Below are 26,965 nucleotides of genomic sequence, written 5' to 3'. Positions count from 1 at the left end.
AAAGCACACATGTATTAGCGGTCATACGCCAGCGGATGAAACTTTCTGGCTTTGATAAGTGCACGAGCCATGATTATTGCCTTTGTGGTGGTAGGAACGCTCGCGCGACGTTCCATGATCTCAGCTGCGCTCATGGCATCAAGGATATTGGTCAATTCGGTGAATAATTCTGCAGCTGCTGCTACTCCCACTGCGGCGGAGCCCGGCAAGAGTGGTATGGCTCGGAGAGCTGCTGCTAGATCGGCGCGAATATCTACAATGACTGTGTGTTTGAAGGAGTCGGTGAGGTGGTGAGGGGCGCCGGGAAAATAATGCCGTCCCAAATGCGCCGCATCCTCCTGCCAATCGCGGAGAAAATTTACCTTTTGAAACGCTGCGCCTAAAGCACGTGCCCCTTCGCTCATTGTGTCGAGTTCTCTCTGGGAATAGGCGTGCGTGGATTGAGCCTCTCCCCGATGAGGTGAGCTGGGACGTTTTACCAGGAATGCGGATAAACACATAAGACCAATGACCTCAGCGGAGCCATAGATGTAGTCGCGGTAGTCTTTGTCGGCATCGTATGTAAGGCTGGTGACGTCTCTACGCATGGAAGCGAAAAAAGCCCGCACATGTTCTTCTTTAAATCGGCATCGGCGAGCCGAGATGGCGTAGGCATGCATGACAGGATCCACGTGCAGCCGCTGGGTGGGGGCTAGGAGCACCTCACGTTCGTAGTCTGCGAGAAGCTTTGCGGTTTGGGTGGAGGTAAGTCCGGCTGCGTGAGCAGTGCCGTCGACTATTTCATCTGCGGTGCGCACCATGGCATAGAGATTTCGGATATCGGTGCGTAGTTCTGGCTCAAGGACCTGGGTGGCAAATGAGAAACTTGTGGAATAAGACGTAATGACTTTTTCGGCGGCTTTGATCGACATGCGATCGAAGTTTTCAAGCGAAGCGGTAGCTGTCGTTTCCTTGTTTAAGGTTTTATTGGGGGCTTTATGGGTGGAGTTACGAGACGTCTTTTTCTCTCCCGAGGCCTCACCTCGGGACCTAGTTAGAGTTGTCACCGCCCCTAAAACTGCTCTTATAGCCGAGCCTTGTGGGCGGCGAGATGCGGAAGCTTCTACCTTTAAACGGTGATGGTTTTTGGGGAGGGGCCAACGGGGCATACACGGCTCCTTCCTGTGAAACGCTAACTTTGGTTCTCTGCTCTGTGTCTTCTTAAAAGATATAGCGCTTTCTTGTCGTGCATGTGAACCCGGCATGTGTATTCGGTATGCGACGGTGGCTAAAAGTGTTGGTTACATCTGGTGCACATTAACGTATCGACTGTATTGCGTGCGTTGTGGCCACAGTGGCAACCATGAGAGCTTTTCTTAACCCTTTCCCTTCCCTCTTCTAGGGGCAATGGGAGGCTGTGTTTCACGTGAAACATAGTTGAAGGCTGAAAATGATAGCTGATACACTGCGGTATTTTAAAAAAGGATTGTATAAAAGGGGCAGGTCGTGGGCCTGTGTGGGCTTTTCCAATGGAACGACGGAAGAAAATGCCGATATATGAGATCCATGGAAAATATGAATTCCGCTGGTAACCGCGTAAGTTAGTTCACAACCCAGGCGGCATGCCAGTCGCGCAGGGAACAGTATGTCCCTCGTACCTCCTTCCATAGTGTAGGCAAACTAATGAACATAAAGCGTCTTTCTTCCTCGCTGCTGTTCAGGATCATCGTGGCGATCATCCTGGGCATTGTGTGCAGCTTTTTCTTTCCTGATGGGTTAGCCCGGATCTTTGTAACCTTCAATGGCCTTTTTGGAAACTTCCTGGGATTCTTTATCCCGGTTTTGATCTTCTCGCTCATTACTCCCGCCATTGCCGGCCTTGGTCGAGGTGCCGGTAAGTGGCTAGCGATTACAACCGGCATTGCTTATTGTTCTGCACTGATCTCTGGTCTGATTTCCTGGGGCGTGGCCAACTCGATTTATCCAAAACTTTTGGCCGGGCAGCAAAATGTTCACGCGGCTGATATTGAAGAAGGTGCTTTGGCTCCTTATATCAGTGTGGAAATGCCTGCCCCGATGGCCGTGATGACCGCCTTGATTCTCGCCTTTGTGGTGGGTGTGGCCATGACAACGGTTAAGTCTGACACGCTTTATTCTGGCGTTGCAGATCTGCGTCGAGTGGTGATGAAGGTTATCTCATCCTTTATCGTGCCGCTGTTGCCCATTTATATCTTTGGCATGTTCCTCTCCTTGGGGATGAACGGAAACCTTGCTGATGTCCTTACTGCTTTTGCCAAAGTCTTGGTTCTGGCGATCTTTATGAGCTTTGTGCTTCTTGTTCTGCAGTTCCTCTTTGCAGGAGCTGTTGCTGGCAAGAATCCACTGGCCTCCCTTAAGAACATGATGCCGGCTTACTTTACGGCCCTAGGAACGTCGTCTTCTGCTGCGACGATCCCCGTGACCTATGAGTCTGCGCTGAAAAATGGCGTGAGCAAGTCTGTAGCCGGCTTTGTAATTCCGTTGTGCGCAACGATCCACCTGTCCGGTTCGATGATGAAAATTACCTTGTTTGCGTTTGCCATCATGTTCATGGATGGCATGGATATTCCTTTGGCAACCGCACTCGGATTCATTTTGATGTTGGGCGTTACGATGGTTGCCGCGCCGGGCGTTCCGGGTGGCGCGATCATGGCCGCTGTCGGCCTCTTGTCCTCAAGCCTTGGCTTTAACGACGATCAGGTGGCACTCATGATCGCTGCTTATATCGCTATCGATTCCTTTGGCACCGCTTGCAACGTTACGGGCGATGGGGCTATTGCGATGGTGGTGGATAAGTTTGCAAAGGGATCCATTTCTCGCCACGATCTGGATGATGCCGATGACCTTGGTCTTGCTGCGGCTATTGCCGGTATCGATGCAAAAGAATCGGAAGATAATGCCGTAGATAATGCAGATAACAATGTATCTGTGTCTGCTTCCGGAGTGGATTCAACTAAGAAGAATTAAGCACAATCTCTTCTGCTAAATAAGGGGCTGTGCCGACCGTGTGTGGTTGGTGCAGCCCCTCATTTCGTGGCTGCGATGCGGGCTCTGAGCGTGGTAATCATCTCTAAAAAAGTTAACATCAGACGTCCTACGTCTTGAGTTTGTGAACTAAAATGCGGGTATGGCAATCGAGGAAACCATGCGTCGCTTCTTGGTCGGCGCCTATGCAGCAGTGCCCTCTGCGAGACAAGAACAAGAACAGTTTTACGCAGGGCTGGCGGAGCGCGGAATCGCAGATGCTCTGGAAATCCCTTTCCGTGATGATCTCTTTGATCCCATTGGGTGGCAGGCGGAACATTTTGCCCATAGGTTTGAGGATTCAGTTCTTACGTTGATTCCAGGAACCATGCAACGTCTAGGCTCCTCCCCCACTTTTGGACTGGGCTCTTCTGATTCTGAAGGAAGGCAAGCTGCTATCGACCATGTGCTGGTAGCTGTGGAGAAAGCACATCAGCTTAATGACCTCACTGGTCAACGAACCATATCCACGCTTCACGTGCATTCCGCACCTTCTGTGACTGCTCAAGAGGACATGTTTGCTCAGTCGCTGAGCGCGCTTCAGGATCGCGACCTGGGTCTGGATCTGGTGATCGAACATTGCGATGCGTATGTGCCGGAGTATCCCGGAGAGAAGCGTTTCTTGGATATTGAGACAGAGATCCGCGTTGCTCAGGAGCTGGGGCTCAAGATAACCGTGAACTGGGGACGTAGCGTCATTGAAAGTCGAGATGCTGGACGACCACGTGAGCACGTCGACAAGCTTGTTGCTGCTGGAGTGCTTGGGGGCGTGATGATCTCAGGTGCTGGCGATGAAGATAGCGTTTATGGGCCCGGCTGGGCAGATACTCACCTGCCACTAGCGGAGATTGAGCCGATTTCCTGGCTGACTCCTGAGAGGGTCGCCGAATGCGTGGAAGCGGCACGGGGCCATGCTTCCTACTACGGAGTCAAGGTGCAAGTTCCACCAACCAGCAGCGTCTCTGAACGTCTGGATATTCTGGAGCGAACAAAAGCGACTATGGGGCTACAGTGACTCGTTCCTCGTAGCAGCGGTGGCGGGTGGCAGTGGCTAGAATCCTTATGTTGTCACTGTCCCCGTGCGTTATCGCCCTGCTTCTGAGGAACTTATGAAATTCATTGCTTATTCTGCGCAGAACACTCCCCTGCCTGGCGGACCTGAACCGCGTCCGCTGTATGCAGGAACTCCGGAGTCGCGGGCATTGCGTGAGGAGTTTCTTAGTGCTGCGGGCAATCTCAACCAACGTATTGCAGACGACCCGGCTATCGATCCTTTTGCCATGCGACGCTATATGAGCCAGTTGGGGCGGAGTCTTACTCGTTATGATTTTGAGGATTTTCCCGACAACGCTGAATCGTGGGCGTCCGGGGCGAGCGTCTTGTTCTTGGATGAGCAGGGAGAGCTTTACGACGTCCACCGCCGCAATATCCTTGCCGGGGAGTCCCCTGCGGCAATCCTTAACACCCGTGCATTAGATCGTGCACAATCTATTAGAAATACTCTGTCTAAGCAGGGATTCTTGGTAGATTTTTCTGCGATTCCGGTTCCGGATGTGGCAGAAATGCTACTGCCGGCGGCTAGTGATGTTGTTGATCGCATTGTGTGTCTTGCTGTGCTCGTAGATATCGCGAGGGAACTCTGGCGAGGAAAGAATCCCGACGTTCAGGCGGTTGCTGACCGCTATGATTTGGCTCTGGTCACGCTCACCGATTCTGAACAACGTCTTTTTGAGCTCTTTTCTCGTATTGCTCCGCTTGATAGAGAGCAGCGACACTCGGGAATGATGGCTGTGGCGGAGGTCCTGGATCAGGCGATCGTGGTGGAAACTCTGGCGTGGTGTGTGGGGTTGCTTGGCGATGAAGATATTCCCAAGGATCGTATCGGCACTGCTCATGCGCATCCCGTCAACCTGGTTAATCCCAAGGCTTTGTTTGTGCCTAAACGACTCCTGGAGCGTTCTCCTGAGGAACTGTATCGGGTGGCCAGCTATCGAACTCTGGAAGAGATCTGTAAGGCGCATGAATACATCAGCACCTTAGATCGGCTTGCCCTGGCGCAACGCGAGGCCTTGGCGGGTGGGGACGATGTCAAGGGCGAAATTTTAGGAGAATCCCAAGTGGCAACAGTGCGTATGCGGGCTTTGGCCTTTACATGGCTCACCCTCCCCTATGCATCGTGGGATGAATTGGTCGAGCGTTCCAATCGCTTGAGCTAACGTTGAGATGTGGGGAAGAGATTATTTTCTTATATCGGGGGCTACCTGCTTTTATAAAGGATAAATGAAAGATAGTCTTTTACTGAGAAGGGTTTTTTATAGGGTCTAACGTGGGACAATTCAGTTATTCGCACCTTGCGCATACTGAAAGGATGACCCCCATGGCTGGAACATTCGAAGTTTATGAAGACAGAGCCGGTAAATTCCGCTTTCGCTTGAAGGCAGGAAACGGTGAGATCGTTGCTAGCGGCGAGGCATACGAATCTAAAGCAAGTGCCATTAAAGGGACGGAAGCCGTACAGCGTGCCGCCGCAGGGGCAAAACTGAAAGATCTGACCTAGTTTTGCCGCACCAGTTTCATACTGGGGAGTCCCGGTGGAACAGGGCCGCAGAAAGCACTGAAGGTCTCGCGTGAGGTCGTGTGAGATATCGGGCCACGGCAAGACCTTTAGCGTGTGAATTAAAACGTGAGGATAACTCGAATGACCTGCCGGAATCGCGGCAGAGTTTATGGGCTTGCTACGATGAGGTTCCATGGTTAATAGGATCGGCTTCGACCGCGAAAAATACATCGAGATGCAGTCCCAGCACATCAGGGAGCGGCGGGAAGCTCTCGGCGGGAAGCTCTATCTGGAGATGGGCGGCAAGCTTTTCGACGACATGCACGCCTCCCGTGTCCTTCCGGGATTCACTCCAGACAACAAGATCGCGATGCTTGACCGCATCAAAGATGAAGTAGAGATCCTTGTCTGCATCAATGCTAAAGACCTGGAACGTCACAAAATTCGTGCCGATCTCGGCATCTCCTACGAGGAAGATGTCCTGCGGCTCGTAGACGTTTTCCGGGACCGTGGCTTCTTGGCTGAGCATGTGGTACTCACTCAATTAGAGGACGGAAACCGTCTTGCCCTCGCCTTTATTGAGCGTCTGGAGCGTTTGGGAATCAAGGTATCCAAGCACCGGGTTATTCCTGGCTATCCGATGGACACAGATCGCATCGTCTCCGAAGAAGGATTCGGACTCAACGAATACGCGGACACCACACGGGACTTGGTTGTTGTTACCGCGCCGGGGCCTGGATCGGGAAAGCTCGCGACGTGCCTCTCGCAGGTGTATCACGAGCATAAGCGTGGCGTTCAGGCTGGTTATGCCAAATTTGAAACTTTCCCAATTTGGAACCTTCCCCTGGAACACCCTGTTAACCTGGCCTACGAGGCCGCCACGGTGGATCTCAACGATGCCAATATCATTGATCCTTTCCACCTTGCTGCCTATGGCGAGCAAACCGTCAACTACAACCGTGACGTGGAAGCTTTCCCTCTGCTTAAGACGCTGCTGGAACGGCTACTAGGTAAAAGTCCTTATGAGTCGCCCACGGATATGGGCGTCAATATGGCGGGTAAGTGTATTTCTGATGATGACGCATGCCGCGAAGCCTCTGAGCAGGAAATCATTCGACGCTATTTCAAGGCACTCGTGGATGAGGCCCGCATGGGTTCAGACTCCATACAGTCGGATCGTGCTGCAGTTGTTATGGCTAAAGCTGGCATCAAGTCTGATGCGCGTGTTGTGGTGCAGCCTGCTCGTGCCGTTGCAGAGCGCACCTCACTTCCGGGATGCGCCATTGAGCTTCCTAGCGGCCAAATAGTCACTGGGGCAACGTCAGATTTACTAGGGTGTTCCTCCTCAATGCTGCTGAACGCGTTGAAAGTATTGGCTGGGATTGATGATGAAGTCCATCTCCTCTCCCCCGATGCTATCGAGCCGATTCAGACGTTGAAGACACATCATTTGGGCAGTACTAATCCCCGTCTGCATACGGATGAGGTCTTGATTGCCCTCTCTGTTTCTGCAGCTACGGATCAGAACGCACAGAAGGCTCTTGACCAGTTGAAGAACTTGCGAGGCTGCGACGTGCACACCACCACGATCCTGGGTTCTGTGGATGAGGGAATCTTCCGCAACCTTGGTGTCTTGGTTACCTCGGACCCCAAATTCCAAAAGAATAAGCTGTATCAAAAGCGCTAGTCTCTTGATTAGTGTCTTCCCTAGGCCCAACTTCGGTTGGGCCTTTTGTTGTTTCCGTATAAAGAACCTGGATTACATTTGCGCACAATAATTGTGTGCAATGTAATCCAGAATAATGATTATTGGAGGGGTCCCATCTCCATGATTGACTTCCACATCTGCCATTCCGGGTCGGATGTGTCTTGCCTGGTTTCTGTGGGAGTGATGATGGTGCCGTCGTCAAAGAAAAGTCCCCCATGTCCGGTGGCTCCATAGCGAATAACTGGCGTTAGGTTCATTCCATCAAAGGAGAGCCGAGCGTTGGGGCGCACGTCGTATCCGGCAATAGCTGCAAGGGTTGGCGCAACATCCAGGCTGGATACAAGTTCAGAACATTCCCATGAGGTGGCGGAAATCTTGGTGTGGGGCAGATTGGAATCGGTAACCCCTGGCCAGTGGAGTGACATAGCAATCTGTTCTTGTCCCTCGGGGTGTCCGACAAAAAAGACAGCGCGTTTGGAGGCCAGGGCTTCTGCGATGAGGGTGTCGTCGATAGTTGCGCGTTCAATGATGGGGATGCCGGAATGGGAGAAGTCGTCGGCCACGTCGTCGATAAGCGATGCAAAGCGTGTGAGGGGATGCCGTTGGGGATATTGCCCGGTGAGAAGTGCAACTCGTGCGGCGCGATAATCGGTGGAGGGGGCAAAAGCTCGGCTAAAGCGGAGCCCAGGGAGGGATTGAGGGGCGAGTACGCGGCCGGTGACTACGGCAATATTCATGCTTTATAGTCTGCCATGTTCGGAAACCTTCCGGGTGGTGCTGGTGGAAATTCATAGTTTCACGTGAAACGCGGGCTGTTTTTGCTCGTTGTCCAGCGGTAGGCTGAGAAACCATGACAACGACTCTTAACATGCCTGAAGACCGCGGCCATCTTATCTCCGCCAATGCATCCGGATGTGGAGAAATACTCTTTATGTCAAGCATTCCGGATATGGCATTAGGTGGTTCCATTCGCGGCGGCGTGCCCATTATTGCCCCGTGGTTTGGCAAGCTTATGGGGCACGATGAACTTCAACATGGGTGGGCGCGCCGAAGGGAATGGGAGGTGTTGGAGACCTCGGGTGGGCTCGATGCTCGAATGAATCACGACGATTGGGATCTGCGCTTGGCTGTTCAGTCGACGTCTCGCGGCTTTGCCATGATGCTGAAGTGTAGGAATGCTTCTAGTGTTCGTCGGAATCTTCAGTTGGCTTTTCATCCATATTTTTACGTCGCTGATGTACTGAACACTACCGTGACAGCGCCTCATGAGACCTTTACCTCGGACGGTGGTCTGTTGGAGGAATTCCGCCTTTCAGCTCCCGCACCTTTGCTTATCGACGATGGCCAGCGACGCATCACGGTCAAAGGGCAAGGAACTGACCACTTTATTGTGTGGAATCCTGGCGAAAAACTGGCGAACGAGATGTCTGATATGGGCGCTGGGGAATGGCGGAATTTTGTCTGCGTTGAGCCTGCTCTCTTGGGAGAAGACTCTGAGGGTGTGTCGGTGGCACCGTGGGACTGGGTTCATATTGGTATGACTGTCCAGGTTGAAGCGACTCCCGAGTAAAGCGTGTGAGGTTGTGGGCGGGACTAGAGGTCTGCGAGCAAGGCGTTGAGGCCCACTGTGAAGGGGGTTTCGGCGTAGATACTCAGTGCGGTGGCGTGGTTCCCGATGACCCTGGTTATTTTTATCCCACCACCGTATTGCCCCACGTGTTTCCAGTCTTCGGGTCTCGCAGAAAAGTACCTCGGACAAGTTAGTCGATGGCTTGTGTTCGTGGCAATTATGATGAACGGGATCGAGTCCTTAATTGCATGTACCTCGGAGCGGGTTTTGATTGTGTGCAATCTTTTGGACTCTCATTGGCTGCGGGGACATTCATCATTCCCATCATGAATCTCGCGGTTTTCACGTTTCTCGCTCAATATGTGGTGCCGGAACTCGCTCGCGGATTGCGTGACCATAGCCCGAACGCCATACCGTACGCTGTAGTGGCCGGGATGGTGATCACCATCGCTTGGGGCGACTCCCTAGGTACCGTGGCTTTTTATCTGGCTAATATCTTTGCCTTGTGCGCCATGCTGACATCGTTTCTGGCGATTGGCTTTACGACGATGCGCAATGTCTTGAATATCTTCCACTGGAAGGAAACGGGTTGGCAGAGAATTACCGCTTTGCTCTTTACTGTGATTCCGCCGCTTATGGTCTTCTTCGCCGGGTTTACAGGGTTTGTGGCTGCCCTGACATATGCAGGCGGCTTTGCTGGTGCGATCATGTCTATCATCCCGGTTTTGTTACTCCGAGCTGCTAGGAAAAACGGTAATTGTAACCCTGAATGGCAGGTTACGTGGCAGGCTTACCCGTTGATTCAGTTGGCCATTGTGGTGGTTTATTGTGCGGCGTTTGCCTATTCCTTGTGGTCTTTGGTGGGAATCTGACAGGATGGGGTCAAAAATTTTCCTTGGACAAAATTCCATAAAAAACTGCTTTGAGCTGCATGTTTATGTCGATATGGTGTGATCTTCCAAGGAAAATTTTTCCTGCTAGTTATCTGTAGGGTTCAAGGAGAAAAATGATATATTTTTCCAACCTTTTGCCAGACTTCTTCCAGTAAAAATACAGTTTCCTATGGTTGGGCAAACGATTGTATTCAATAAATAGCTTATTCTGATTGTCTACAATTCTCGTTTATATAGAAACCTATTATTTTTTGGCTTAGGTTCAGGGTCCCTCACAGGAAAACACACAGGTTTTAAGGCTGTACGTAAGGCAAAACCTCTGGTTACAGTGTTGTCACTCGCAAAGAGTTCTTACACAACACGCTTCTCCATGAGGGCCACGTGTGAAAGACTGGCCCTGAATTTTTACCAGAAAGGTTTTTTGATTTATGAAAAAGCTCACCAGAATCGTACCTGCCGCTCTCGCACTAGGCATTGCATTCGGAGTCCCCGCCACCGCTATGGCAGCTGAGTTCACCGGTACGCCCATCACCACCATCGCTACCCTTGAGGATCAGGTTAACGCACAAATCCGAAATGCTAAGCCAGACTTTCTAGGCGATGCTGGTCCTGCGGGAGATCACCACATTTTTAGCTATGGCTATAAGTTCTACGGAACCCAGAAGTCTGCAGATGCAATTAATGCCTGGATTAAGGGTTCCGCATTCTCCCCTACCGGAGAAACTGAGCTGGGAACGCAGACTTTGACGCTTCCCTCAGGGCAAGTGGTCAAGCCAGGACAGATTGTGGTTTATGTAGTTGCTAATGACGATTTCACCGTAGCTCGAAATGCGACCGTGAAATAAAAATTTGAGAATATAAAAGGCTCACCGCCTCCCTGCCTGATATCTGTGTGGAATCTTCAGGAAAGGAGGCGGTGAGCTTGTTTTCCGGTTTCCGCCTGGTAAGGGCGGAGCTTATTAGCCCAGCAAACCTGCAGTGCGCAGGATTGCTGCGATGTCATCGCGGGACTCGACGTCGTCGATAGGCGCGAGTGGTGCGGACATCAAGTTTGAAGAGAACACGCCCATGAGCTCAAGGGCGGTCTTGAACGAGCCGACGCCGGCAGCTGGTCCGACCTTGCCGCGTGGCTGGAAGACGATCTCAAAGAGAGCGGCGAGACGGTCCTGTTCAGTGCGTACAGTCTCCCAATCGCCGGACTGAGCAGCCTTCCACATACGGACGTAGCCAGCGGGGTCGACGTTGCCTAGGCCGGGAACGCAACCGTCGGCACCAGCAATGAAAGAGCCATCAACGACTGCCTCGTGGCCAGTCAACAGAGTCAGCGGTGATCCGGCTGCCTTGTTGAGCATCACCAAGCGGCGGAAGGAAACATCGTCACCAGAGGAATCCTTGACACCTGCGAGAACGCCGTCCTTACCAAGCTTGACCAGCATTTCTGAAGACAGCTTGGAATGCACGCAGACGGGGATGTCGTAGGCGATAATGGGGAGATCGGTAGCCTCGGCGATAGCGCGGAAGTGTGCTTCGATCTCGTTAGGACCACAGATGGCGTAGAAGGGAGCCGTGACGACTACAGCGTCTACGCCAGCTGCCTCTGCCTGGCGGACATGCTTGATTACACGGTTGGCCTGGGTATCAATGACACCGGCGTACACGGGTACGCGCCCCTTAGCCAGCTTCACGATCTCGTTGATCACGATGCCGCGATCTTCATCGCTAAGGAATGCGACTTCGCCGGAGGAACCCAGTGCGAACAATCCGTCGACACCAGCACCAATGAGGTGTTCAACAAGACGTGCTAGCGATTCCAGGTCAAGGCTGCGATCAGCATGCAGCGGCGTGAGAACTGGTGGGACGATACCGGAAACAATGGAAGACATGGTAAAACTCGATTCTTAAAACGTATTTAGAGGAGGGACGGCGTTGCTGCAAGTAGCGTCTTTGTGTATTCCTGCTGAGGCTGAGAGAAGAGAAGTTCGGTGGGTTGCTCCTCAATAATCTCGCCCTTGTACATCACGCACATGCGGTCGGAGACATAACGCACGGTGTTGATATCGTGCGAAATGAACACGAGGCCGAGTCCCAATTCATTGCGTAGGTCGGTGAGTAGGTTGAGAACCTGTGCGCGCACCGAGACGTCAAGTGCAGAAGTAGGCTCATCAGCGATGATCACATCCGGTTCCAACGCAAGTGCACGGGCAATAGCCACGCGTTGACGCTGTCCACCAGAGATCTGACGGGGCAGAACATCAAGAGCGGATTGTGGGAGGCCCACGAGGCTCAGGAGAACACGGACGCGCTTGAGTCGACCGGCTTCGTCGTCAATCTTATGCACTCGCATGGGGTCGAGGAGCTGGTCTTTGACCGTCATACGGGGATTCAGCGCAGTGGCTGGATCCTGGAAAACTACGGAGATGGCGCGACCCAACTCTTTGCGCTGGTGACCGCGTCCTGTCATTTTCTCCCCACGGAAGTAAACCTCGCCGCTGGTGGGCTTCTGCAAACCGACCATGACGCGGGCTAGCGTGGATTTACCACAGCCGGACTCACCAACGATGCCAACAACCTGGCCACGATCAACGTGGAAGTTGATGTCCTTGTTTGCGTGAAGGGTTTCAGGGCGGAAGAGCTTCCCTGTGCGCGTCTTGTGGATCACGTTGACGTCGCGAAGCTCAATGATGGGAGCATCGCTGTCGCGACCCGTGAGATTGTTGCGCTGCTGCATCTGGGGATTACTCATCGGATTTCACCTTCCAAACCTTCAATATCGAGGTTGCTGCTAGCGATTGCTTCCTCGCGGCGTAGTGCAAGTAATGCATCTGTGGCGGCGAAGCAGTGGGTCTCTGAACCATCAACAAGTCGGAGAAGTGGGCGTTGATCCAAACCAATGGTTGGGTGGCTGGAGCGTGGCGCAAAGCGGTCGCCGATAACAAATTCGCGGGGGCTCGGCACGGTTCCCGGTACCTGGTAAAGACGATCCGCACCAGCTTCGATGGACAGCACTGCGCCCAGGAGGCCGCGGGTGTACTCGTGCTGCGGATTAGAAAGAAGCTCGCGGGTATTGCCTTGCTCGACAACCTGACCTGCGTACATAACTGTGATCTTGTGAGCTAGCTTGGCCACCAAGGCAAGGTCGTGGCTGACAAAGACCATGGAGAAGCCGAGTTTTTCACGCAGGTCATTGAGCAAATCGACGACCTGGTGCTGCACAGTCACGTCGAGAGCTGTTGTCGGCTCGTCGGCGATAAGCAGGCGCGGGTTGCGTGTAAGAGCCATGGCGATGAGCACACGTTGGCGCTGACCACCGGAAAGCTCATGCGGATAAGACTTGAGGGTACGAACCGGATCAAGACCAACGAGCTCCATCAGCTCTTCTGCAGTGCGCTTTCCGCCACGGCGGATCAGCTGCTGCAGCTGCGTGCGAATCAACATCGACGGGTTCAAAGAGCTCAGGGCGTCTTGATAGATCATGGCCATGTCATGTCCGCGGAGGGCATTGTGCTCTTCTGGCTTGAGGTCGAGAAGATTCTTGCCGTCAAAGAGGATTTCACCAGTGATCTTGGCGGTGGGAGGAAGTAGACCCATGATGGCCATAGAGACCAGGGACTTGCCACAGCCGGACTCGCCTACGAGCCCCATTGTCTGGCCCGGTGACACGGTGAAGTTCACTTTATCCACAATGCTCACGTCGCCGTGCGCTGCAGGGAAAGCAATGGAGAGATCCTTGACCTCAATCAGTGGTGCCTCGCCGCGGGTATAAACCAGCCGGCGATCTTCGCTCATTTCCGCATCTCGGAGAGCCGCGAGAGAAGTATTGAGCGAGTGAGCTGCTTCCTTTTCTGTGGACTGGCCGAGGGTATTGCGGGTATCGATGCTGGGGTCGTTGTCGGAAACCTTTGCGGTGAGCTTGATACGTGGGGACGCCATGGCGTCGGTAAGCCCCTCGGAGAGGATGTTCAGCGCGAGCACCGTGACAAGGATCATGAGGCCAGGGAAGAATGTAGGCCACCAGGAACCGGTAAGGAGGAGCTGCTTACCATCGGCGAGGATGTTGCCCCATGATGGTGAAGGAGGCTTCACACCAGCGTTAATAAAGGACAAGGAAGCCTCGAACACGATGGCGTCTGCAACCAGCACCGTGGCAAAAACGGCAATCGGGGCGATCGTGTTGCGAGCAACATGCTTGATCAGGATATGGGGGATCTGAGCTCCCATAACCTTGGCCGCAGAGACATAATCCTCGCCGAATTCGCTGAGCACATTAGCTCGCACGATACGGGAAAGCTGTGGAACATAGAGGAAGCCGATAGCAAAGACCAAGACCGGGATGGACGTGCCAAAGACGGCAACGAACACAGCTGCAAGAGCGATACCGGGGAAGGACATGATGATGTCCAAGATGCGCATCAGAACTTCAGAGACGACCTTGCCAGCAGTCGCTGCTATAGAGCCAATGACTGCAGCAACGACGAGCGCTGCGCCAGTAGCGCACAGACCGATAATCAGAGATGCGCGGGCACCGTAGGCCACGCGGGCAAAGATGTCACGGCCGATGGCATCGGTACCAAACCAGTGTTCACTGCTTGGCGGCTGAACTGGAGTGGAAGAAGCCAACGGATCATATGCAGTGATGAGTGGCGCAAAGATGGCCATGAGCGCGACCAACGTAAGGAACGTTAGCGCTACCTTAGAAGTAACAGGCAAAGAACGAATTCCGGCGAACCGCTGTCCTGCGCGATTTTCGAGTTTTTCAGTCAGGTTGCGTCGCATTAGATGCTCCTGATGCGTGGGTTGACGAGCACATAAAGCATGTCAACGATGATGTTGATGATGATGAACGTGATAGCGACGGTGAGAGTAACGCCCTGAACGAGGTAAACATCGTTGCGGGTAACGCCGTCGAGGATGAGCTGACCCATAGCCTGGATGTTGAAGATGATCTCGATGATCACCGCGCCACCCATGAGGTAACCAACGCGGAGGCCCAGAACCGTGATAGGGGTAATGAGCGCATTACGGAGAACATTGCGGGAGATGACTTCAGCCTTAGGGATACCGGAGCCGATGGCAGTACGCACATAATCCTTGTCGAGCTCCTCCACCATAGCGGTGCGCACCACGCGAGTAAGCGATCCTGCAACGGGGACAGCCAAGGCCACAGCTGGGAGGAACAGATTATTAAAGTAGACGCCGGGATCCTCAGTGAACTTTACCCATGAGGTGATCAACGCGGGGAAGAATCCCCAGGCTCCAGGGATCGTTCCCAACCACTGGATGAGCAGGATAGCCAGCCAGAAAGACGGGGTGGCCAGTGCTGCGATAGAGACAATGCGGATGAGCTGATCGGGCCACTTGTCGCGATAAAGAGCTGCGATGACGCCAAAGACGAGAGAGAATACGGCAGCGATAATCAAACCTAAGAAGGTGAGCTGCAGCGTAATCGGGAATGCCTTTGCGACGACGTCTGTAACGGGGGCGCTACCAGTCGTGGTACCAAGATCACCGTGGAGCATGTCCATAAGGAAGTGGTAGTACCGCACCAACAGGGGGTCATTGAGGCCGTGGGACTCACGGTATTCTTCAAGTGCTTCCAAAGAAGCCGTCTCTCCTAGCGCCAGACGAGCGGGGTCGGCAGGGCTGAAGGACATGATGAAGAACACCAAGAAGGTCACGCCAAGGATCATGATGGGCAGCGCAATCAAACGCCGACCGATCAGTCGTAGCAGGTTAGACATAGTAAATGTCCTGACTTTCGTGCGATGTACGTGTACAAAGGCTCAACCGGGTAGGAGGGAGCCTCATCTTTACAGGGGGTGGCGCGGGAAAGGTAGGTGCTCGGAGAGAGTCTTTATAGGTAGCGCCGTTGTTCTTTGCGGCCGATAGTGGCCTAAGGGTGGGCCACATAAGATCTCAGCCCGTGGGATTCGAGTATGAGGCCTTGCGTGTTGTGCCCTGTGAGCAGTGGGCTCAACATGAGGAATGCTATGTAGTTATTGTGCGCCTAATGAGATGTTGAGCAGAGCGTACAAGGTACGGCTGCCGTCAAATGTATTAGGCAACGTGGGAGTTCTCCCCTCCCAACCAGCGCGCTTTCTATAGGGAAATCTATGGATTGAGCGCAGCTGGCTGGGACAGGAAGAAGGTGCTTTTACTTGGTGGAACCAACGCCGACAAAGTTCAGGCCAGTCAGAGAGATTGGCTTGAAATCGACGAGTGAGGAAGCATCCCATGCGGTTGGCACCTTGCGGTGGAACAGCGGGTAGAGCGGGACGTTCTCAGAAATGAGGTCGAGGGCTTCGTTCCACTTGTTTTTCTGTTCAGTGGCATTTGTGGACTTGAGACCTGCGTCGAGGATTTCCTGCAGCTTGGTGTACTCAGGAGTTCCCTTCCAGTGCATGCGAGACTCAGTCCATGTGTCTCCGGCGTACCACCAGCGCATGAGCAAGTCGGGATCGAGGCCGAAGACGCTGGGGTCGCCGGGGGCGATGACCACATCGTATGCTTCTGGCTTGCCGTCGATGGTGTTGTAAACATCGGAGGACTTCTTCTCGGTGAAGTCAACCTTGATGCCGATTGCAGAGAGCGATTCTTGGATCAGCGGGGTGCACTTCTTTACCCAGTCGTGGTCGGTGCACAGCATGCGTAGTTCTTTGAGCCCGGTCTCAGCGAAGAGCTTCTTTGCCTTCTCTGCGTCATAAGCGTACTGAACTTTGGCCTCGTGATACTGCGGGTGCTCCTTGTGCAGGAACGAGGTGACCGGACTTGCTTGACCCAAGAGAGCGGTCTCGATGATCTGGTTAATATTCACGCCATAGAGGAATGCTTGGCGGTTCTTTACATCGCTGAAAGGATTCGACTTATCGTTGTTGAACATTGCAAACAACAAACCAAAGCCCTGAACAGATTCCACGGAGGAGCTAGACTTCAGCTGCTCAATGGAGAGGTAAGGGATGGAGTCGATAGCCTGAACTGTCTTGGACTGGATGGCATTGGTACGGGTGGACGCATCCGGGATGATCTGCCAGACCATGTTCTTAGCAAGTGCTGGCTTTGGACCGTTGTAGTCCTCGAAGCGCTCGAACTTGATGGTCTTGGAGGTGCCGCCGTTGTCGGTCATCTTGTAGGCGCCGGACCCGATGGGGTTAGCAGCGAACTTGTCCAGGTTTGCCTGGACTGCGGCCTTGGGGACGATCTTGACTACTGCGAGACGGCTAGCAAAGACACCGGTCTCCTCGCTAAGGGTGAAGGTGACAGTCTTGTCGTCTTTCTTTGTAACCTTCTCGATGAAAGGAATAAAGGATGCGTACAGGCTCTTATTTGCTTTATCGAGGACGCGTTCGAAGGAGAAGACAACGTCGTCGGCGGTGACGGGGGTTCCGTCGTGGAACTTTGCGCCGTCGCGAAGCATAACGTCGATCGACTTACCTTCGCTCTTAGGTAGTTCCTTTGCCAATGCTGCGTAGGGCTCGCCATTGGTTGGGTTGAGCTCTGTGAGGCCCTCCATGGTGTGCCAGTTTGCTGCAACGGTGAGTGCTGCAGTGGTGGACATAGGGTCGTAGCCATTGGTTCCGAGCTCGTAAGAGATGGCTGCCGTGATGGTGCCATCCTTATTCAGCGAACCGGCACTCGCGCCTGTTGAGGGGCTCGAGGTGTCATTCCCCTTAGGAGCACAAGCGGAGAGGGTGGCTGCAAAACCAGCCGCTGCGCCGAAAGCGGAAGTGATCTTAAAGAAATCACGGCGAGTGTACTTTTTTTCTGAAGCATTGCTCATGGGTTATTCCTTTCCCCAAGTGTGCGTACAAGATGTCTTGCTGCGGCGACCAGCTTGGATAGGTGGCAATTGCCGTGTTGCGGGTCATTCCAAAGAATACATCAGACGTCTGACGTCCGCTAGGTTTTGTGTTAGAATTTCAACAGAAGTTGCCAAACAGCACTGTGATCATGCCTGTTTCTCCCCCGTTGTATACCCCATGTGTGGGAGGATGCGGATCCTCTGCTGCTAGGAAAACCGCAGCACACAGAAACCAGCACTCAAATATTCTCTCACGCTGAATAACTGCAGATACGAGCTATTTTTGGTAGTCAAGAGGCGTGTTTATCGGCCTATCAGTACGTTCGGTTGGTCGCAGACGAACAGGAGAAAAGATGAATTCACACGTGAGTCCGGCGGTGGGAAAGAGCCCTACCGCGGCGGCAATTGAAGATTACATTCGTGATAATAATCTCTCTCCGGGGGACCTCCTCCCCTCGGAAGCGGCGCTTTGTGAACGCCTGTCAGTATCACGTTCTTCCGTCCGCGAGGCCATGCGAACGCTCGCTTCTCTTGATGTTGTTGAGATCCGTCATGGGCACGGAACTTTTGTAGGAAATATGTCGCTGGCCCCTCTGATTAATGGAATGGTGCTACGGCTGACCTTGAACGAGGAACTCGCCCTGGAAAATCTCTCGTATGTTGTAGACATGCGCATTGCACTGGACCTTGCCAATGCCGATGAACTGGTCAATTCCTACAAGGGACAGTCCACTGAGGTATTAGACCGGATCGTGGAAGCAATGCGGGAAAAGTATTTGCGCCAGGAGTCTTTTGTGGAAGAAGACTGGCAGTTCCACAAGGTGATTTCTGAAAAACTCTCCAACCCTTTGATGCGGGAAATGTCGATGGCTCTCTGGGAGATACACACCAAAGTGGTTCCAGTCCTTGGCCTCGGTGATCCGGAGGACATGGAAGACACCGTGGAGGCGCACTCGAAAATGATTCAAGCGCTTCATAGCGGTGACGCAGACGGTTATTGCGCTCTGATCTGTGAACATTACGGTCCATTGCTTCGTGTGATTAGGAAGAAAAGAGAGCAGCAAGATCTCGCTCGACGTGGTAACGCCACCGGTTCCGACGACGCGCATAAGGAACAAGCATCATGATTGACAAAAGCGGTGAAACGCAAGCGGCCGTGCGTATCGGCGTGGACATCGGCGGGACCAAGATAGCGGCTGGCATTGTTGCAGATTCGGACCCCACCACCGTTATTGAGTACCGCCGCCGACCCACCCCCAAAATTAACGTAATAGACGAGGTTGCGGGCGTTATCCAAGAGCTTATCGACGCCTCCCCCACTGCGGTATCCAGCATAGGGATCGGTGCGCCGGGGGTTATTGATCCCATAGCGGGTGAGGTGGTGTCCTCGGGGCCGACCATGCAGGGTTGGGCGGGGACTAAGATCGCAGATACTTTGAGGGGACAATTCCCGCTTCCCATTGCGGTGCATAACGACGTCCGCGTTATGGGGTTGGGTGAATCCATCTACGGTGCTGGTCACGACTTTGACAACGTTTTGTTTGTCAGCTTGGGTACTGGTGTCGGAGGGGCGCTCGTGCGTGATGGTGAGCTTGTTGCCTCGCCGCATTTTACCGCCGGAGAGCTGCGCTGCCTGTGGGGTCGGCTCCCGGATGGTTCCGCAGCCCTATTAGAGTCTTTTGCTTCCGGACCTGGACTTGCATCCTGTTATAACGCACATGCGGAGAACCCAGCTGTAGACCTCCACGAGATCATGTCTCGGTACCATGCCGGCGAGAAATACGCACGGGATGTGATTGAGGAACACCTCTTTGCCTGCGGGGTTGCGATAGGCGGGTTTATCAGCGCCATTGATGTGGACGCGGTGATCGTTGGCGGCGGCGTGGGCACTATTGGCGATGCCATCATCAATCCTTTTGCCCGTGGGGTCAGAGACGGCGCTATTCCGCCGATCAATGAGGTGCCGGTTATCCAGGCGCAATTAGGTACTCATGCTCCCATCGTGGGCGCCGCATACCTGGGTAAGACCCAGGGCTGAATCAACAAAATATCTACATAAGTAAGGAATTTTTCATGATGGACCTTAAGAGCTTCATCCAACAGGTCAACAACAAACTTATCGTTTCTGCTCAGGCGCCTACCGGTCACCCACTACGGGACACCCGTACGATGGCGTTTCTTGCTAAAGCTGCTGAGCAAGGAGGTTCTGCAGCGATACGCTGTGGTGGTTACGGTGGACTCGAAGATATCCGGGCGATTGTGGATACTGTGTCCGTTCCCGTTATTGGCTTGACCAAAGAAGGCGATACGGGCGTCTATATCACCCCATCGGTGAAGTCTGCGGAAGATGTGATTAAAGCGGGCGCGACGGTTGCAGCTATCGACGCCACCTTCCGACCACGTCAAGACGGATCTACCTTTGCTGATCAAGTGGCTGCAGTTCATGCGCTGGGTGGACTGGCGATGGCGGACATTGCGACTGCCGAGGAAGCAGTGGCAGCCCATGAAGCAGGCGCTGACATTATCTCTACAACGTTGGCCGGATATACGGAGCATCGCGAGAAAACGGAAGGGCCAGATCTGGAGCTGATTCGGGAAATCCGTGCGAAGTTAGGTCCAGACGTATTCCTCATCGGCGAAGGCCGATTCCACTCCCCCGAGCATGTGAAGCAGGGACGGAAAGCTGGAGCCGACGCCTTGATTGTAGGCACCGCGATCACCGATACTGCGTGGATCACTACGCAGTTTGCCGCGGCAGCTCAGTAGGGGCAAGAACTCATGACCGCATCCATCATAGGAACCGTAGTCACGGCTGACGGCGTGCTAGAAGGGCATCGCATCGACTATGACGCAACGGGAGTAATCACCGCGATTGTCCCAGCGCCGGATGGAAAGCTAGACGACGAGCTGATCATCCTTCCGGGGCTCGCCGACATTCACAACCACGGAGGAGCTGGAGAATCGTTTCCTACCTCAGGAATCGAGGGTTGTGTGACGGCTGCTCGGCATCACCGTGCACATGGGTCTACTACGCTGCTCGCATCCACCGTCTCCATGAGGGAAGAAGTGTTGTTGCCGCAGCTTAGCTTGCTTTCTGAGCTGGCTAGCGACGGAGAGATAACAGGTATCCACGCGGAGGGACCGTTTGTTAATAGTTGTCGCTGTGGTGCGCAAGATCCCGCCGCGATTATGGGGGGTGACCCAGAACTATTTGCAAAGATGATCAAAGCCTCACGCGGTTTCTTGCGCTCGATGACCTTTGCGCCGGAAACCCCTCATGCGCGGAAGCTCGTTGATATGTGCGCGGAACACAACGTGGTCGTGTCGCTGGGGCATACAGATGCCGACTTTGAGCTCACCATGGACATGATCCGCTATGCCGAACAACGTGGGGCTGTAGTTACTGCAACGCATCTGTTCAATGCCATGCCGCCTATTCATCACCGCGCGCCGGGACCTGCGGCCGCATTTATTAGTGCTGCTGCGCGTTCCTTGGCTCATGTTGAGCTGATTGCGGACGGGGTGCACCTGAATGACCATACCGTGAGTATGGTTCTGGATTCTGTGGGGTCGGAGAATGTCACCTTTGTTTCTGACGCGATGGGTGCCGCAGGTAAAGCGGATGGAGACTACATTCTCGGAGCACTCGCTGTCACGGTTATTGATGGCGTCGCGCGCTTAAGCACGGAGGATGGCTCGCAGGGCGCTATCGCGGGAGGAACGTCACGAGTAATCGACCAGGTACGGCGACAAGTAGCCGCGGGCCATAGCGTGGTTGATGTGGTTCGGGCTTCTACCAGCGGACATCGCCTTTTGGGGCTCAATGATCGCGGTGATATTGCCGTGGGTAAGAAAGCAAACTTTGTTGTGTGCCGCAACGACTTTGATGTGGTTGCGGTTTATGAAAACGGGCAAAAGCTCGACTTTTAGGAGACAGTAACCATGGAAATCGTCATTACTCCCACCCACAAAGAAGCGGCAATTATCGCTGCGGACATTTTTGAGGGATATATCAGGCAGGGAAAGACCCTAGGACTGGCTACTGGTTCAACGCCGGGCAGCACCTATGCTGAGCTGGTGCGCAGGCACCGGGAGGAAGGATTATCCTTTGCTCAATGCCAGGCATTCCTTTTGGATGAGTATGTGGGTTTGCCTCGCGACCACGAGCAGACGTATTACCAGACTATTCGTCGGGAGATCACGTCTCATGTGGATATCGACGACGCTGCCGTTCATAGCCCCGATGGCACAGCGGAAAACCCAAGTGCTGCCGCTGACGCTTACGACCAGTCGATACGCGATGCAGGCGGTGTAGATGTCCAGGTACTGGGTATCGGAACCGACGGTCACATTGCGTTCAATGAGCCGACATCATCTTTGGTAAGTCGTACCCGCATTAAGACCTTGCACCCGGATACCGTACGAGACAATTCACGGTTCTTTGATAACGATGAATCTCAAGTGCCGCATCATGTGATGACTCAGGGTATCGGCACAATCTGTGAAGCTGGACATCTTGTCATGTTGGCCTTTGGCGAGAACAAGGCCGACGCAGTCAAGGCGATGGTGGAGGGACCTGTCAGTGCAATGGTCCCTGCTTCGGCCCTGCAAATGCATAAGCATGTAACCGTGCTTTTGGATGAAGCAGCTGCTAGCAAGCTTGAAAACACTGAGTACTACAACTATGCATTGGCCAATAAGCCAGAATGGCAGAAGTTTTAAGCCGTATCTGCTTGGCTGAGTTGGTTTAGTTGGCGCGAGAACCTAGAACCGTTTTCTTCGTTTATCCGTAGAAGCCGCCTCTGTATAAGGAGGCGGTGACGGCGGGTATGGAGGAAACGTGGCGGTAGTGGGGACGGAGACGTCGTCACGCTTAGGCTTGCAAGATGTGGGGGGCGGAGCGGGGCCGTTGTGTTGTCAATTATTGGTGTTTTACAAGGGGTGGAATGAGATGGCTTCACGTGCGGAGCTGTCTTACGAGGGTTAGCGAGAGCTGATGTTTTAGGTGCTCTCTCCCTCTTATGGGGAGCATGTTGACGTAGAAAACGATTCTCATTAGCTTAAAGGGTGTTGTTTTCAATAACTTAACAAAGGATCCCCCGTGCCTAGAAGAATATCGGCAGCCTGCCTGGGCTTTTTAGCCGTCGGTGGGCTTATCGCTTCAAGCGTCATCCCCGTTCCCTCCGCGAACGCGGACTCGAACGATTCCCTCACCGTTCGTACCCAAGTGCATGTTGATTCACCGCACGCAGTGTGGAAAGACGACAATTTTTCTCTGGTCTCAAAGAGCAGCGGAATGATTCCGATAGAGAAAACGATCAACTGGGTTAGTAAAGGAAAAGTTGATCGCGGACTCTATGCATGGAATGTTCCAGATGACGAGCGCCTAAAATTCTTAGGGGAAGAAGGCCAGCTCATGTACTACGGGGGACCCGCGCACGGCTCCCCTTCAGATGGCATGCCTATTTGGGCAGGCTTTGGAGCCTCGATTGAGCTTCCTACTGAGAAATTCCGTGATGAGTCCTTCAACCTGGACATCGTAGATTTTAACGGCCCGGGCAAGATGGAACTCTTCATGTACAGCGGTGAGGACGTTCCAGTCCAACGCTTATGGTCCTCACATGATGCTGGGTACCGTTCCACATGGGTAGAAAAAGGAACGCATACGCACAATGCCACCACCTTTACCCGGCCTGGTAGATATGAGATTAGCTACCGAGCTTCTGCACGGGGAACAGATGGAAAATTTATAGCCTCTGAACCGCAGAAACTTATTTGGCAGGTGGGTGGCTCAAATCCGGCTGATGCGCAGTTGGGGGATATAAAAGAGGCCTATGAGGCTTCGGACTCTGCGGACGACGATGCGTCGGAGAGCTTCAAGCCTGGGTTCACGATGTCTCCTGATACCGGTAGCACCTATGGAGCAAAAGAAAAGCTGTTAACCAAGCTGGACTTTACAACTGGAAACACCAAAGACTCCGGACATGCCGTTTTCTATATCGACGGCTACTACTTGGCTGAAGTTCCCGTGAAAGAGGGCAAGGCTACGTGGTCTGAGATGATCGGCAGCCTCACATCTAAGTTCCAAGTTGTTTATATTCCAGGTGAAGGTTCTCAGAGTCCTGCGTGGGTATCCGGAGAGCTTGAGCATGCGACCGGCGATGAATCGCACTCAACGGAAGGAAAAGGTGAGTTCCCTGAACCCCAGGAGGACGAGGAGCTTGAGAAGTTCGATCTAAAGGACATCAAGCCGACGAGCCTGGATGTTGCAGTCTCAACGAGCGAGCTTCACAAAGATACTGTGAGCATGGACCTCACGGTAGAGCCTCAAGATGACACCCTGACTGTCAATGCGGTGGGTGGATACTATGAGAAGGAATCTGGGAAAGAATTCACGAGCGTACCTAAGGATCGCGCCGCCGAATGTCCCATCACGTTTACTAGCGCGCCCGGTAACCGAACCAGTTGGCAGGATGTTGATGGATGTGAGGGCGATAACTACCAGCTGCTATTAGATATTGTTCCAAGCTCGCGCACTGAAGCTCCAGGCAAAGCAACTCTCATCGATTCCTACAAAGGAAAGTATCGGCCGCTTGAGGAGACTACCGTTAAGTTTGGTAGTGGAAAAACCACGGAGAATTCTGAGGACTCGGCGGAAGATGAAGACCCCGATGAGAACGATGAAAGCTCTGAGGAATCAAAGACGGAGCAGCCGTCTAAGCCGAACCCCAAGAAGCCTGAAAATGATGAAGAATCTGAGGCTTCATCGGGAACTCTGAGTGAGAAAAAGGTCGAAATTTCCAAAGGACACGTGGATATTTCACCCAAGGAGATCGACGGCACCTTGGCCGTGGTGGTGAAAGACGAAAGCGGTCAGCACAGTTCCAAAGCCGTTCTGCGTGATCCCAATTCGGTGACGTTTGTGGTGCCGCAATCGGCAAAAACTGCACTGAGAGAAGACATAAAAGACATCGCCAAGAAGGGCGAGCGTGTGTATGTTTTGCCGGAGGTTCAAAAAACCGGTCTTGTATGGCCGGGCTTTAGCACCGAGGAGATCTACGGTGAGACTGAGGGCGATTACGAGTTCACGATAACACCGAAGTCCACGCCTCAAGGCGGAAAATGGGTCGCATACAGCGGCGATGCTCACTCGTCCGAGAACCGGATCGGAGACTACACAGGAAAGCGTGTGTACAAGGCGGAGGGGTCGACTCATCGTCACCTCAACTGGGTGTTTACCAAGCCAGGCAAGTACACGATGGACGTGGTGGTCAAAGACGATTGGGATGAGGTGAGCAAGCCGGTAACTCTCACCTTTGACGTGCGCGATTCTAACGCCTCTGCTGGCAACCCCCCAGGGTCTGAGGCTCAGAAACCAGGTAAGCCGGATAAGGGCGCGACCGGCGACTCGAACACGACCTCCCCTAAGCAGGATTCCTCGGCGCGTCCTACCTCCAAACCTGTCGCTAAGAAGGATCGAAGCGATGGACGTCGTGAGCTTGTCGACGGCCACCTAGACTTCGGCCCGGCGTTTGTTGACGGAAAACTGGGCTTCTACATTGGCGACGATGTAAAGCGGGAACACGACGCCACCTCTGATGGCGGGCATAATCTTGACCACCCAGATAAGGTTGCGCTGGTTGTCGGAGAAAACCGCCGATTTACCATCGGTGAAAAGGGTAATCGTGGCATCCCTGAGAACGATGACACCGCATTCCTAGGAAAGAAGGGCGACCACGTTTATTACTTGCCCAACACTCAAGATCACAACGCGGTGTGGCCGGGTTTTGACACCAACAAGGTGCGCAATGCGTTCCCCAAGGGAATGAACATTGAGATTGAGCCAGAGTCGATGCCAGACGGTGCACAGTGGTGGGCTGGGCATCTTCCGAGCCTGTCCAATGATCTGATTAAGCTTGCGGATTCTAGTGGCAAAGCAGTGATTGATCGTGGAGAACCGTTCCATGAGCATGCTGATTGGTTCTTTACTAAGCCTGGCACGTACAAAATCAAGATGCGCGCAGTGGCCAATGGGTCGGGCATCTCTACGCAAGCCATGACCTCTGATGGCAAGACGATCAACATTGGCTTGGTTGCAAGCGGAGAAACTGCGACAAACTGGGAGACGATTGTCTTTGAGGTAGGCGGTGAAGGGGCCACTCGGGCTACGTCCGGCAGTAGCTCCACAGGTGCGCAGAGCACTTCATCATCGTCTAAAGGAACCCAGGGCTCTAAAACAGTTGCTTCAACCAAGAACGATAACGCTCCTAAAAAAGGTGTGAAGAGCTTGCTGGCAAACACGGGTGCTTCTCCTGAGATAGCGCTTGCGTTGGCGATGCTCTTTGTTGGCGTAGGGTTCGCGGCGATTGGTTACCGCCGGATGAAAGGTGCAGAAGAACTCTAAATTATGAGTTAAAGGGGGTGCTCAGGTGTTTTGTCAAGAGTAGTTTGATCTTTGAAAACGACAACCTGGCGTACTTCAAAAGCATGACTTGAGAAGGTCGGTGAGCGAAAATTCACCGGCCTTTGTACTTGGTCGTAAGGGCTGTGATCCAAACGGCAGCCCCGGGCATGCGCTCTCCTATTCGCCGGTACGTATGACTTCCTTAGTCCACAGCCATAAACATCGTCAGCGCCGTATTTCCGAGGACACACTCGAACGAATTAACAGACAGGAGAAAGTTATTGAGGCGCCAAATCACTAGAGCAGCGAGGGTATGAAGGCAGGCCGGCTTTTAGGAGCTAACTGCTTAGGGACACGTTTGTTATTAGGTCGATGAGGTTGATGCCGAACCAGAGTATCCAAGCAAACAATAGAGGGGATAACCCTGCAACGATGGCCAGGACGATAAGCCACCATGAGCGAATACGATAAGCAAAGATTCCAGCGACAATCCCTAGAGGCATAGTGATGATGTAATACGGCATCGTTCCTTCTGCGAAAATGGAAGGAAAGATATAGGGAAACGCAATAGTACATATTGAGAGCAAGATTGAGGCCGGTTTGGCCCAAAGCCAACGTCTTTCTTCTCTTACCGCGTCCATGCCTTTCCCTTCTTCTGTTCTTTTACGTGTTCCTCGGTTGTTGTGAATGTCTTGGACTAGCTATTTGTCACAGGAATGAGCCAAATATCCCAGGGTTGCATGGTGGTTATTGGGTGCTGGGTCACTATGTCCTGTGCTGCACTAGGTTCCTTAATCGGGAATACCTCAATTTTCGAGCATATTGAAGGCTTCGCTTTTATTGCAGCTAACCGATTGAGCTGCTTACTCGTTTCAAGCGGATATTCGGAGTCAGTTCTCGGACTTGCGTGGGGGTGCTGTGTGTTTCACAGTGCTCCCCTTTTCTTGTAGGTTGCGTACCTTTAAAAGCATGCCTCTACGTGAAAATTTTTCTGGA

21 protein-coding genes and 1 pseudogene are annotated in these 26,965 nt (G+C 53.2%); 14 read left to right on the top strand and 8 right to left on the bottom strand.

Translation table 11 applies throughout. The annotated features are described in order from the left end of the window. Positions 1 to 14: 14 nt before the first annotated feature. Complete coding sequence (locus CULFRC11_RS10760) at positions 15 to 1,148, bottom strand: squalene/phytoene synthase family protein (RefSeq protein ID WP_023634743.1); 1,134 nt, start codon at positions 1,146 to 1,148, stop codon at positions 15 to 17. 514 nt (positions 1,149 to 1,662) lie between these two features. Here CULFRC11_RS10760 and CULFRC11_RS10755 point away from each other — a divergent pair. The 5 genes from CULFRC11_RS10755 (at position 1,663) to CULFRC11_RS10735 (ending at position 7,286) form a co-directional block, all read left to right on the top strand. After that, complete coding sequence (locus CULFRC11_RS10755) at positions 1,663 to 2,985, top strand: dicarboxylate/amino acid:cation symporter (RefSeq protein WP_023634742.1); 1,323 nt, start codon at positions 1,663 to 1,665, stop codon at positions 2,983 to 2,985. A gap of 160 nt (positions 2,986 to 3,145) precedes the next feature. After that, entirely contained in the window at positions 3,146 to 4,057 is a 912-nt protein-coding gene (locus CULFRC11_RS10750) for a DUF4862 family protein (RefSeq protein ID WP_038620896.1), read from the top strand. A 94-nt stretch (positions 4,058 to 4,151) separates the two neighbouring features. Then, complete coding sequence (locus CULFRC11_RS10745) at positions 4,152 to 5,258, top strand: DUF4272 domain-containing protein (RefSeq protein ID WP_023634740.1); 1,107 nt, start codon at positions 4,152 to 4,154, stop codon at positions 5,256 to 5,258. Positions 5,259 to 5,419: 161 nt separating this feature from the next. Further along, positions 5,420 to 5,599, top strand: coding sequence for a YegP family protein (locus CULFRC11_RS10740; protein WP_013912656.1), 180 nt, complete (start codon positions 5,420 to 5,422; stop codon positions 5,597 to 5,599). A gap of 193 nt (positions 5,600 to 5,792) precedes the next feature. Next, entirely contained in the window at positions 5,793 to 7,286 is a 1,494-nt protein-coding gene (locus CULFRC11_RS10735; protein ID WP_013912655.1) for a DUF1846 domain-containing protein, read from the top strand. Positions 7,287 to 7,405: 119 nt separating this feature from the next. On the opposite strand, the gene CULFRC11_RS10730 is transcribed toward CULFRC11_RS10735, so the two are convergent. After that, positions 7,406 to 8,044, bottom strand: a complete 639-nt coding sequence (locus CULFRC11_RS10730) for a hypothetical protein (protein WP_023634739.1) — start codon at positions 8,042 to 8,044, stop codon at positions 7,406 to 7,408. 113 nt (positions 8,045 to 8,157) lie between these two features. Between CULFRC11_RS10730 and CULFRC11_RS10725 the strand changes: the two genes are divergently transcribed. From CULFRC11_RS10725 to CULFRC11_RS10715, 3 genes and pseudogenes are all read left to right on the top strand, one after another. Next, complete coding sequence (locus CULFRC11_RS10725; protein ID WP_023634738.1) at positions 8,158 to 8,877, top strand: aldose epimerase family protein; 720 nt, start codon at positions 8,158 to 8,160, stop codon at positions 8,875 to 8,877. A 153-nt stretch (positions 8,878 to 9,030) separates the two neighbouring features. Beyond that, a pseudogene (locus CULFRC11_RS10720) lies at positions 9,031 to 9,749 on the top strand (aromatic amino acid transport family protein); the annotation flags it as partial. 449 nt (positions 9,750 to 10,198) lie between these two features. After that, positions 10,199 to 10,615, top strand: a complete 417-nt coding sequence (locus CULFRC11_RS10715; protein WP_023634737.1) for a hypothetical protein — start codon at positions 10,199 to 10,201, stop codon at positions 10,613 to 10,615. 114 nt (positions 10,616 to 10,729) lie between these two features. Here the strand turns inward: CULFRC11_RS10715 and CULFRC11_RS10710 are convergent, their stop codons facing one another. The 5 genes from CULFRC11_RS10710 to CULFRC11_RS10690 form a co-directional block, all read right to left on the bottom strand. Then, positions 10,730 to 11,653, bottom strand: coding sequence for a dihydrodipicolinate synthase family protein (locus tag CULFRC11_RS10710; protein ID WP_023634736.1), 924 nt, complete (start codon positions 11,651 to 11,653; stop codon positions 10,730 to 10,732). 26 nt (positions 11,654 to 11,679) lie between these two features. Beyond that, positions 11,680 to 12,513, bottom strand: a complete 834-nt coding sequence (locus CULFRC11_RS10705) for an ABC transporter ATP-binding protein (protein WP_013912641.1) — start codon at positions 12,511 to 12,513, stop codon at positions 11,680 to 11,682. After that, entirely contained in the window at positions 12,510 to 14,543 is a 2,034-nt protein-coding gene (locus CULFRC11_RS10700; RefSeq protein ID WP_013912640.1) for a dipeptide/oligopeptide/nickel ABC transporter permease/ATP-binding protein, read from the bottom strand. The genes CULFRC11_RS10705 and CULFRC11_RS10700 overlap by 4 nt, the downstream gene beginning before the upstream one ends. Next, complete coding sequence (locus CULFRC11_RS10695) at positions 14,543 to 15,508, bottom strand: ABC transporter permease (RefSeq protein WP_013912639.1); 966 nt, start codon at positions 15,506 to 15,508, stop codon at positions 14,543 to 14,545. The genes CULFRC11_RS10700 and CULFRC11_RS10695 overlap by 1 nt, the downstream gene beginning before the upstream one ends. 413 nt (positions 15,509 to 15,921) lie before the next feature. Beyond that, on the bottom strand, positions 15,922 to 17,544 hold the full coding sequence (locus CULFRC11_RS10690) for an ABC transporter substrate-binding protein (RefSeq protein WP_013912638.1): 1,623 nt from the start codon (positions 17,542 to 17,544) through the stop codon (positions 15,922 to 15,924). 374 nt (positions 17,545 to 17,918) lie between these two features. On the opposite strand from CULFRC11_RS10690, the gene CULFRC11_RS10685 reads away from it, so the two are divergent. The 6 genes from CULFRC11_RS10685 (at position 17,919) to CULFRC11_RS10660 (ending at position 25,969) form a co-directional block, all read left to right on the top strand. Beyond that, positions 17,919 to 18,692, top strand: coding sequence for a FadR/GntR family transcriptional regulator (locus CULFRC11_RS10685; RefSeq protein ID WP_013912637.1), 774 nt, complete (start codon positions 17,919 to 17,921; stop codon positions 18,690 to 18,692). Then, positions 18,689 to 19,603 (top strand): ROK family protein, encoded by a 915-nt coding sequence (locus CULFRC11_RS10680; RefSeq protein WP_023634735.1) that lies wholly within the window; start codon positions 18,689 to 18,691, stop codon positions 19,601 to 19,603. The genes CULFRC11_RS10685 and CULFRC11_RS10680 overlap by 4 nt, the downstream gene beginning before the upstream one ends. 38 nt (positions 19,604 to 19,641) lie before the next feature. Continuing rightward, entirely contained in the window at positions 19,642 to 20,331 is a 690-nt protein-coding gene (locus tag CULFRC11_RS10675; RefSeq protein WP_031269787.1) for an N-acetylmannosamine-6-phosphate 2-epimerase, read from the top strand. 12 nt (positions 20,332 to 20,343) lie between these two features. Further along, a complete protein-coding gene (locus CULFRC11_RS10670; RefSeq protein ID WP_023634734.1) occupies positions 20,344 to 21,495 on the top strand; it encodes an amidohydrolase family protein in 1,152 nt (383 codons plus the stop codon). 12 nt (positions 21,496 to 21,507) lie between these two features. Further along, a complete protein-coding gene (gene nagB / locus CULFRC11_RS10665) occupies positions 21,508 to 22,287 on the top strand; it encodes a glucosamine-6-phosphate deaminase (RefSeq protein WP_014526444.1) in 780 nt (259 codons plus the stop codon). Positions 22,288 to 22,666: 379 nt separating this feature from the next. After that, positions 22,667 to 25,969: a choice-of-anchor M domain-containing protein gene (locus tag CULFRC11_RS10660; RefSeq protein ID WP_038620891.1), complete on the top strand. Its 3,303-nt coding sequence runs from the start codon at positions 22,667 to 22,669 to the stop codon at positions 25,967 to 25,969. A 338-nt stretch (positions 25,970 to 26,307) separates the two neighbouring features. On the opposite strand, the gene CULFRC11_RS11405 is transcribed toward CULFRC11_RS10660, so the two are convergent. Continuing rightward, positions 26,308 to 26,493, bottom strand: a complete 186-nt coding sequence (locus CULFRC11_RS11405; RefSeq protein WP_230478228.1) for a hypothetical protein — start codon at positions 26,491 to 26,493, stop codon at positions 26,308 to 26,310. Positions 26,494 to 26,965: the final 472 nt, after the last annotated feature.

The organism is Corynebacterium ulcerans (assembly GCF_000767685.1).
GTDB lineage: Bacteria > Actinomycetota > Actinomycetes > Mycobacteriales > Mycobacteriaceae > Corynebacterium > Corynebacterium ulcerans.
The sequence above is the reverse complement of the archived record's forward strand: the minus strand, read 5'-3'. Positions and strand labels throughout refer to the sequence as shown.

Bases quoted from the DNA above. Each gene is read 5' to 3' on its own strand.
- CULFRC11_RS10760 (WP_023634743.1), bottom strand. From the start codon at position 1,148: ATGCCCCGTTGGCCCCTCCCCAAAAACCATCACCGTTTAAAGGTAGAA.
- CULFRC11_RS10755 (WP_023634742.1), top strand. From the start codon at position 1,663: ATGAACATAAAGCGTCTTTCTTCCTCGCTGCTGTTCAGGATCATCGTG.
- CULFRC11_RS10750 (WP_038620896.1), top strand. From the start codon at position 3,146: ATGGCAATCGAGGAAACCATGCGTCGCTTCTTGGTCGGCGCCTATGCA.
- CULFRC11_RS10745 (WP_023634740.1), top strand. From the start codon at position 4,152: ATGAAATTCATTGCTTATTCTGCGCAGAACACTCCCCTGCCTGGCGGA.
- CULFRC11_RS10740 (WP_013912656.1), top strand. From the start codon at position 5,420: ATGGCTGGAACATTCGAAGTTTATGAAGACAGAGCCGGTAAATTCCGC.
- CULFRC11_RS10735 (WP_013912655.1), top strand. From the start codon at position 5,793: ATGGTTAATAGGATCGGCTTCGACCGCGAAAAATACATCGAGATGCAG.
- CULFRC11_RS10730 (WP_023634739.1), bottom strand. From the start codon at position 8,044: ATGAATATTGCCGTAGTCACCGGCCGCGTACTCGCCCCTCAATCCCTC.
- CULFRC11_RS10725 (WP_023634738.1), top strand. From the start codon at position 8,158: ATGACAACGACTCTTAACATGCCTGAAGACCGCGGCCATCTTATCTCC.
- CULFRC11_RS10715 (WP_023634737.1), top strand. From the start codon at position 10,199: ATGAAAAAGCTCACCAGAATCGTACCTGCCGCTCTCGCACTAGGCATT.
- CULFRC11_RS10710 (WP_023634736.1), bottom strand. From the start codon at position 11,653: ATGTCTTCCATTGTTTCCGGTATCGTCCCACCAGTTCTCACGCCGCTG.
- CULFRC11_RS10705 (WP_013912641.1), bottom strand. From the start codon at position 12,513: ATGAGTAATCCCCAGATGCAGCAGCGCAACAATCTCACGGGTCGCGAC.
- CULFRC11_RS10700 (WP_013912640.1), bottom strand. From the start codon at position 14,543: ATGCGACGCAACCTGACTGAAAAACTCGAAAATCGCGCAGGACAGCGG.
- CULFRC11_RS10695 (WP_013912639.1), bottom strand. From the start codon at position 15,508: ATGTCTAACCTGCTACGACTGATCGGTCGGCGTTTGATTGCGCTGCCC.
- CULFRC11_RS10690 (WP_013912638.1), bottom strand. From the start codon at position 17,544: ATGAGCAATGCTTCAGAAAAAAAGTACACTCGCCGTGATTTCTTTAAG.
- CULFRC11_RS10685 (WP_013912637.1), top strand. From the start codon at position 17,919: ATGAATTCACACGTGAGTCCGGCGGTGGGAAAGAGCCCTACCGCGGCG.
- CULFRC11_RS10680 (WP_023634735.1), top strand. From the start codon at position 18,689: ATGATTGACAAAAGCGGTGAAACGCAAGCGGCCGTGCGTATCGGCGTG.
- CULFRC11_RS10675 (WP_031269787.1), top strand. From the start codon at position 19,642: ATGGACCTTAAGAGCTTCATCCAACAGGTCAACAACAAACTTATCGTT.
- CULFRC11_RS10670 (WP_023634734.1), top strand. From the start codon at position 20,344: ATGACCGCATCCATCATAGGAACCGTAGTCACGGCTGACGGCGTGCTA.
- nagB (WP_014526444.1), top strand. From the start codon at position 21,508: ATGGAAATCGTCATTACTCCCACCCACAAAGAAGCGGCAATTATCGCT.
- CULFRC11_RS11405 (WP_230478228.1), bottom strand. From the start codon at position 26,493: ATGCCGTATTACATCATCACTATGCCTCTAGGGATTGTCGCTGGAATC.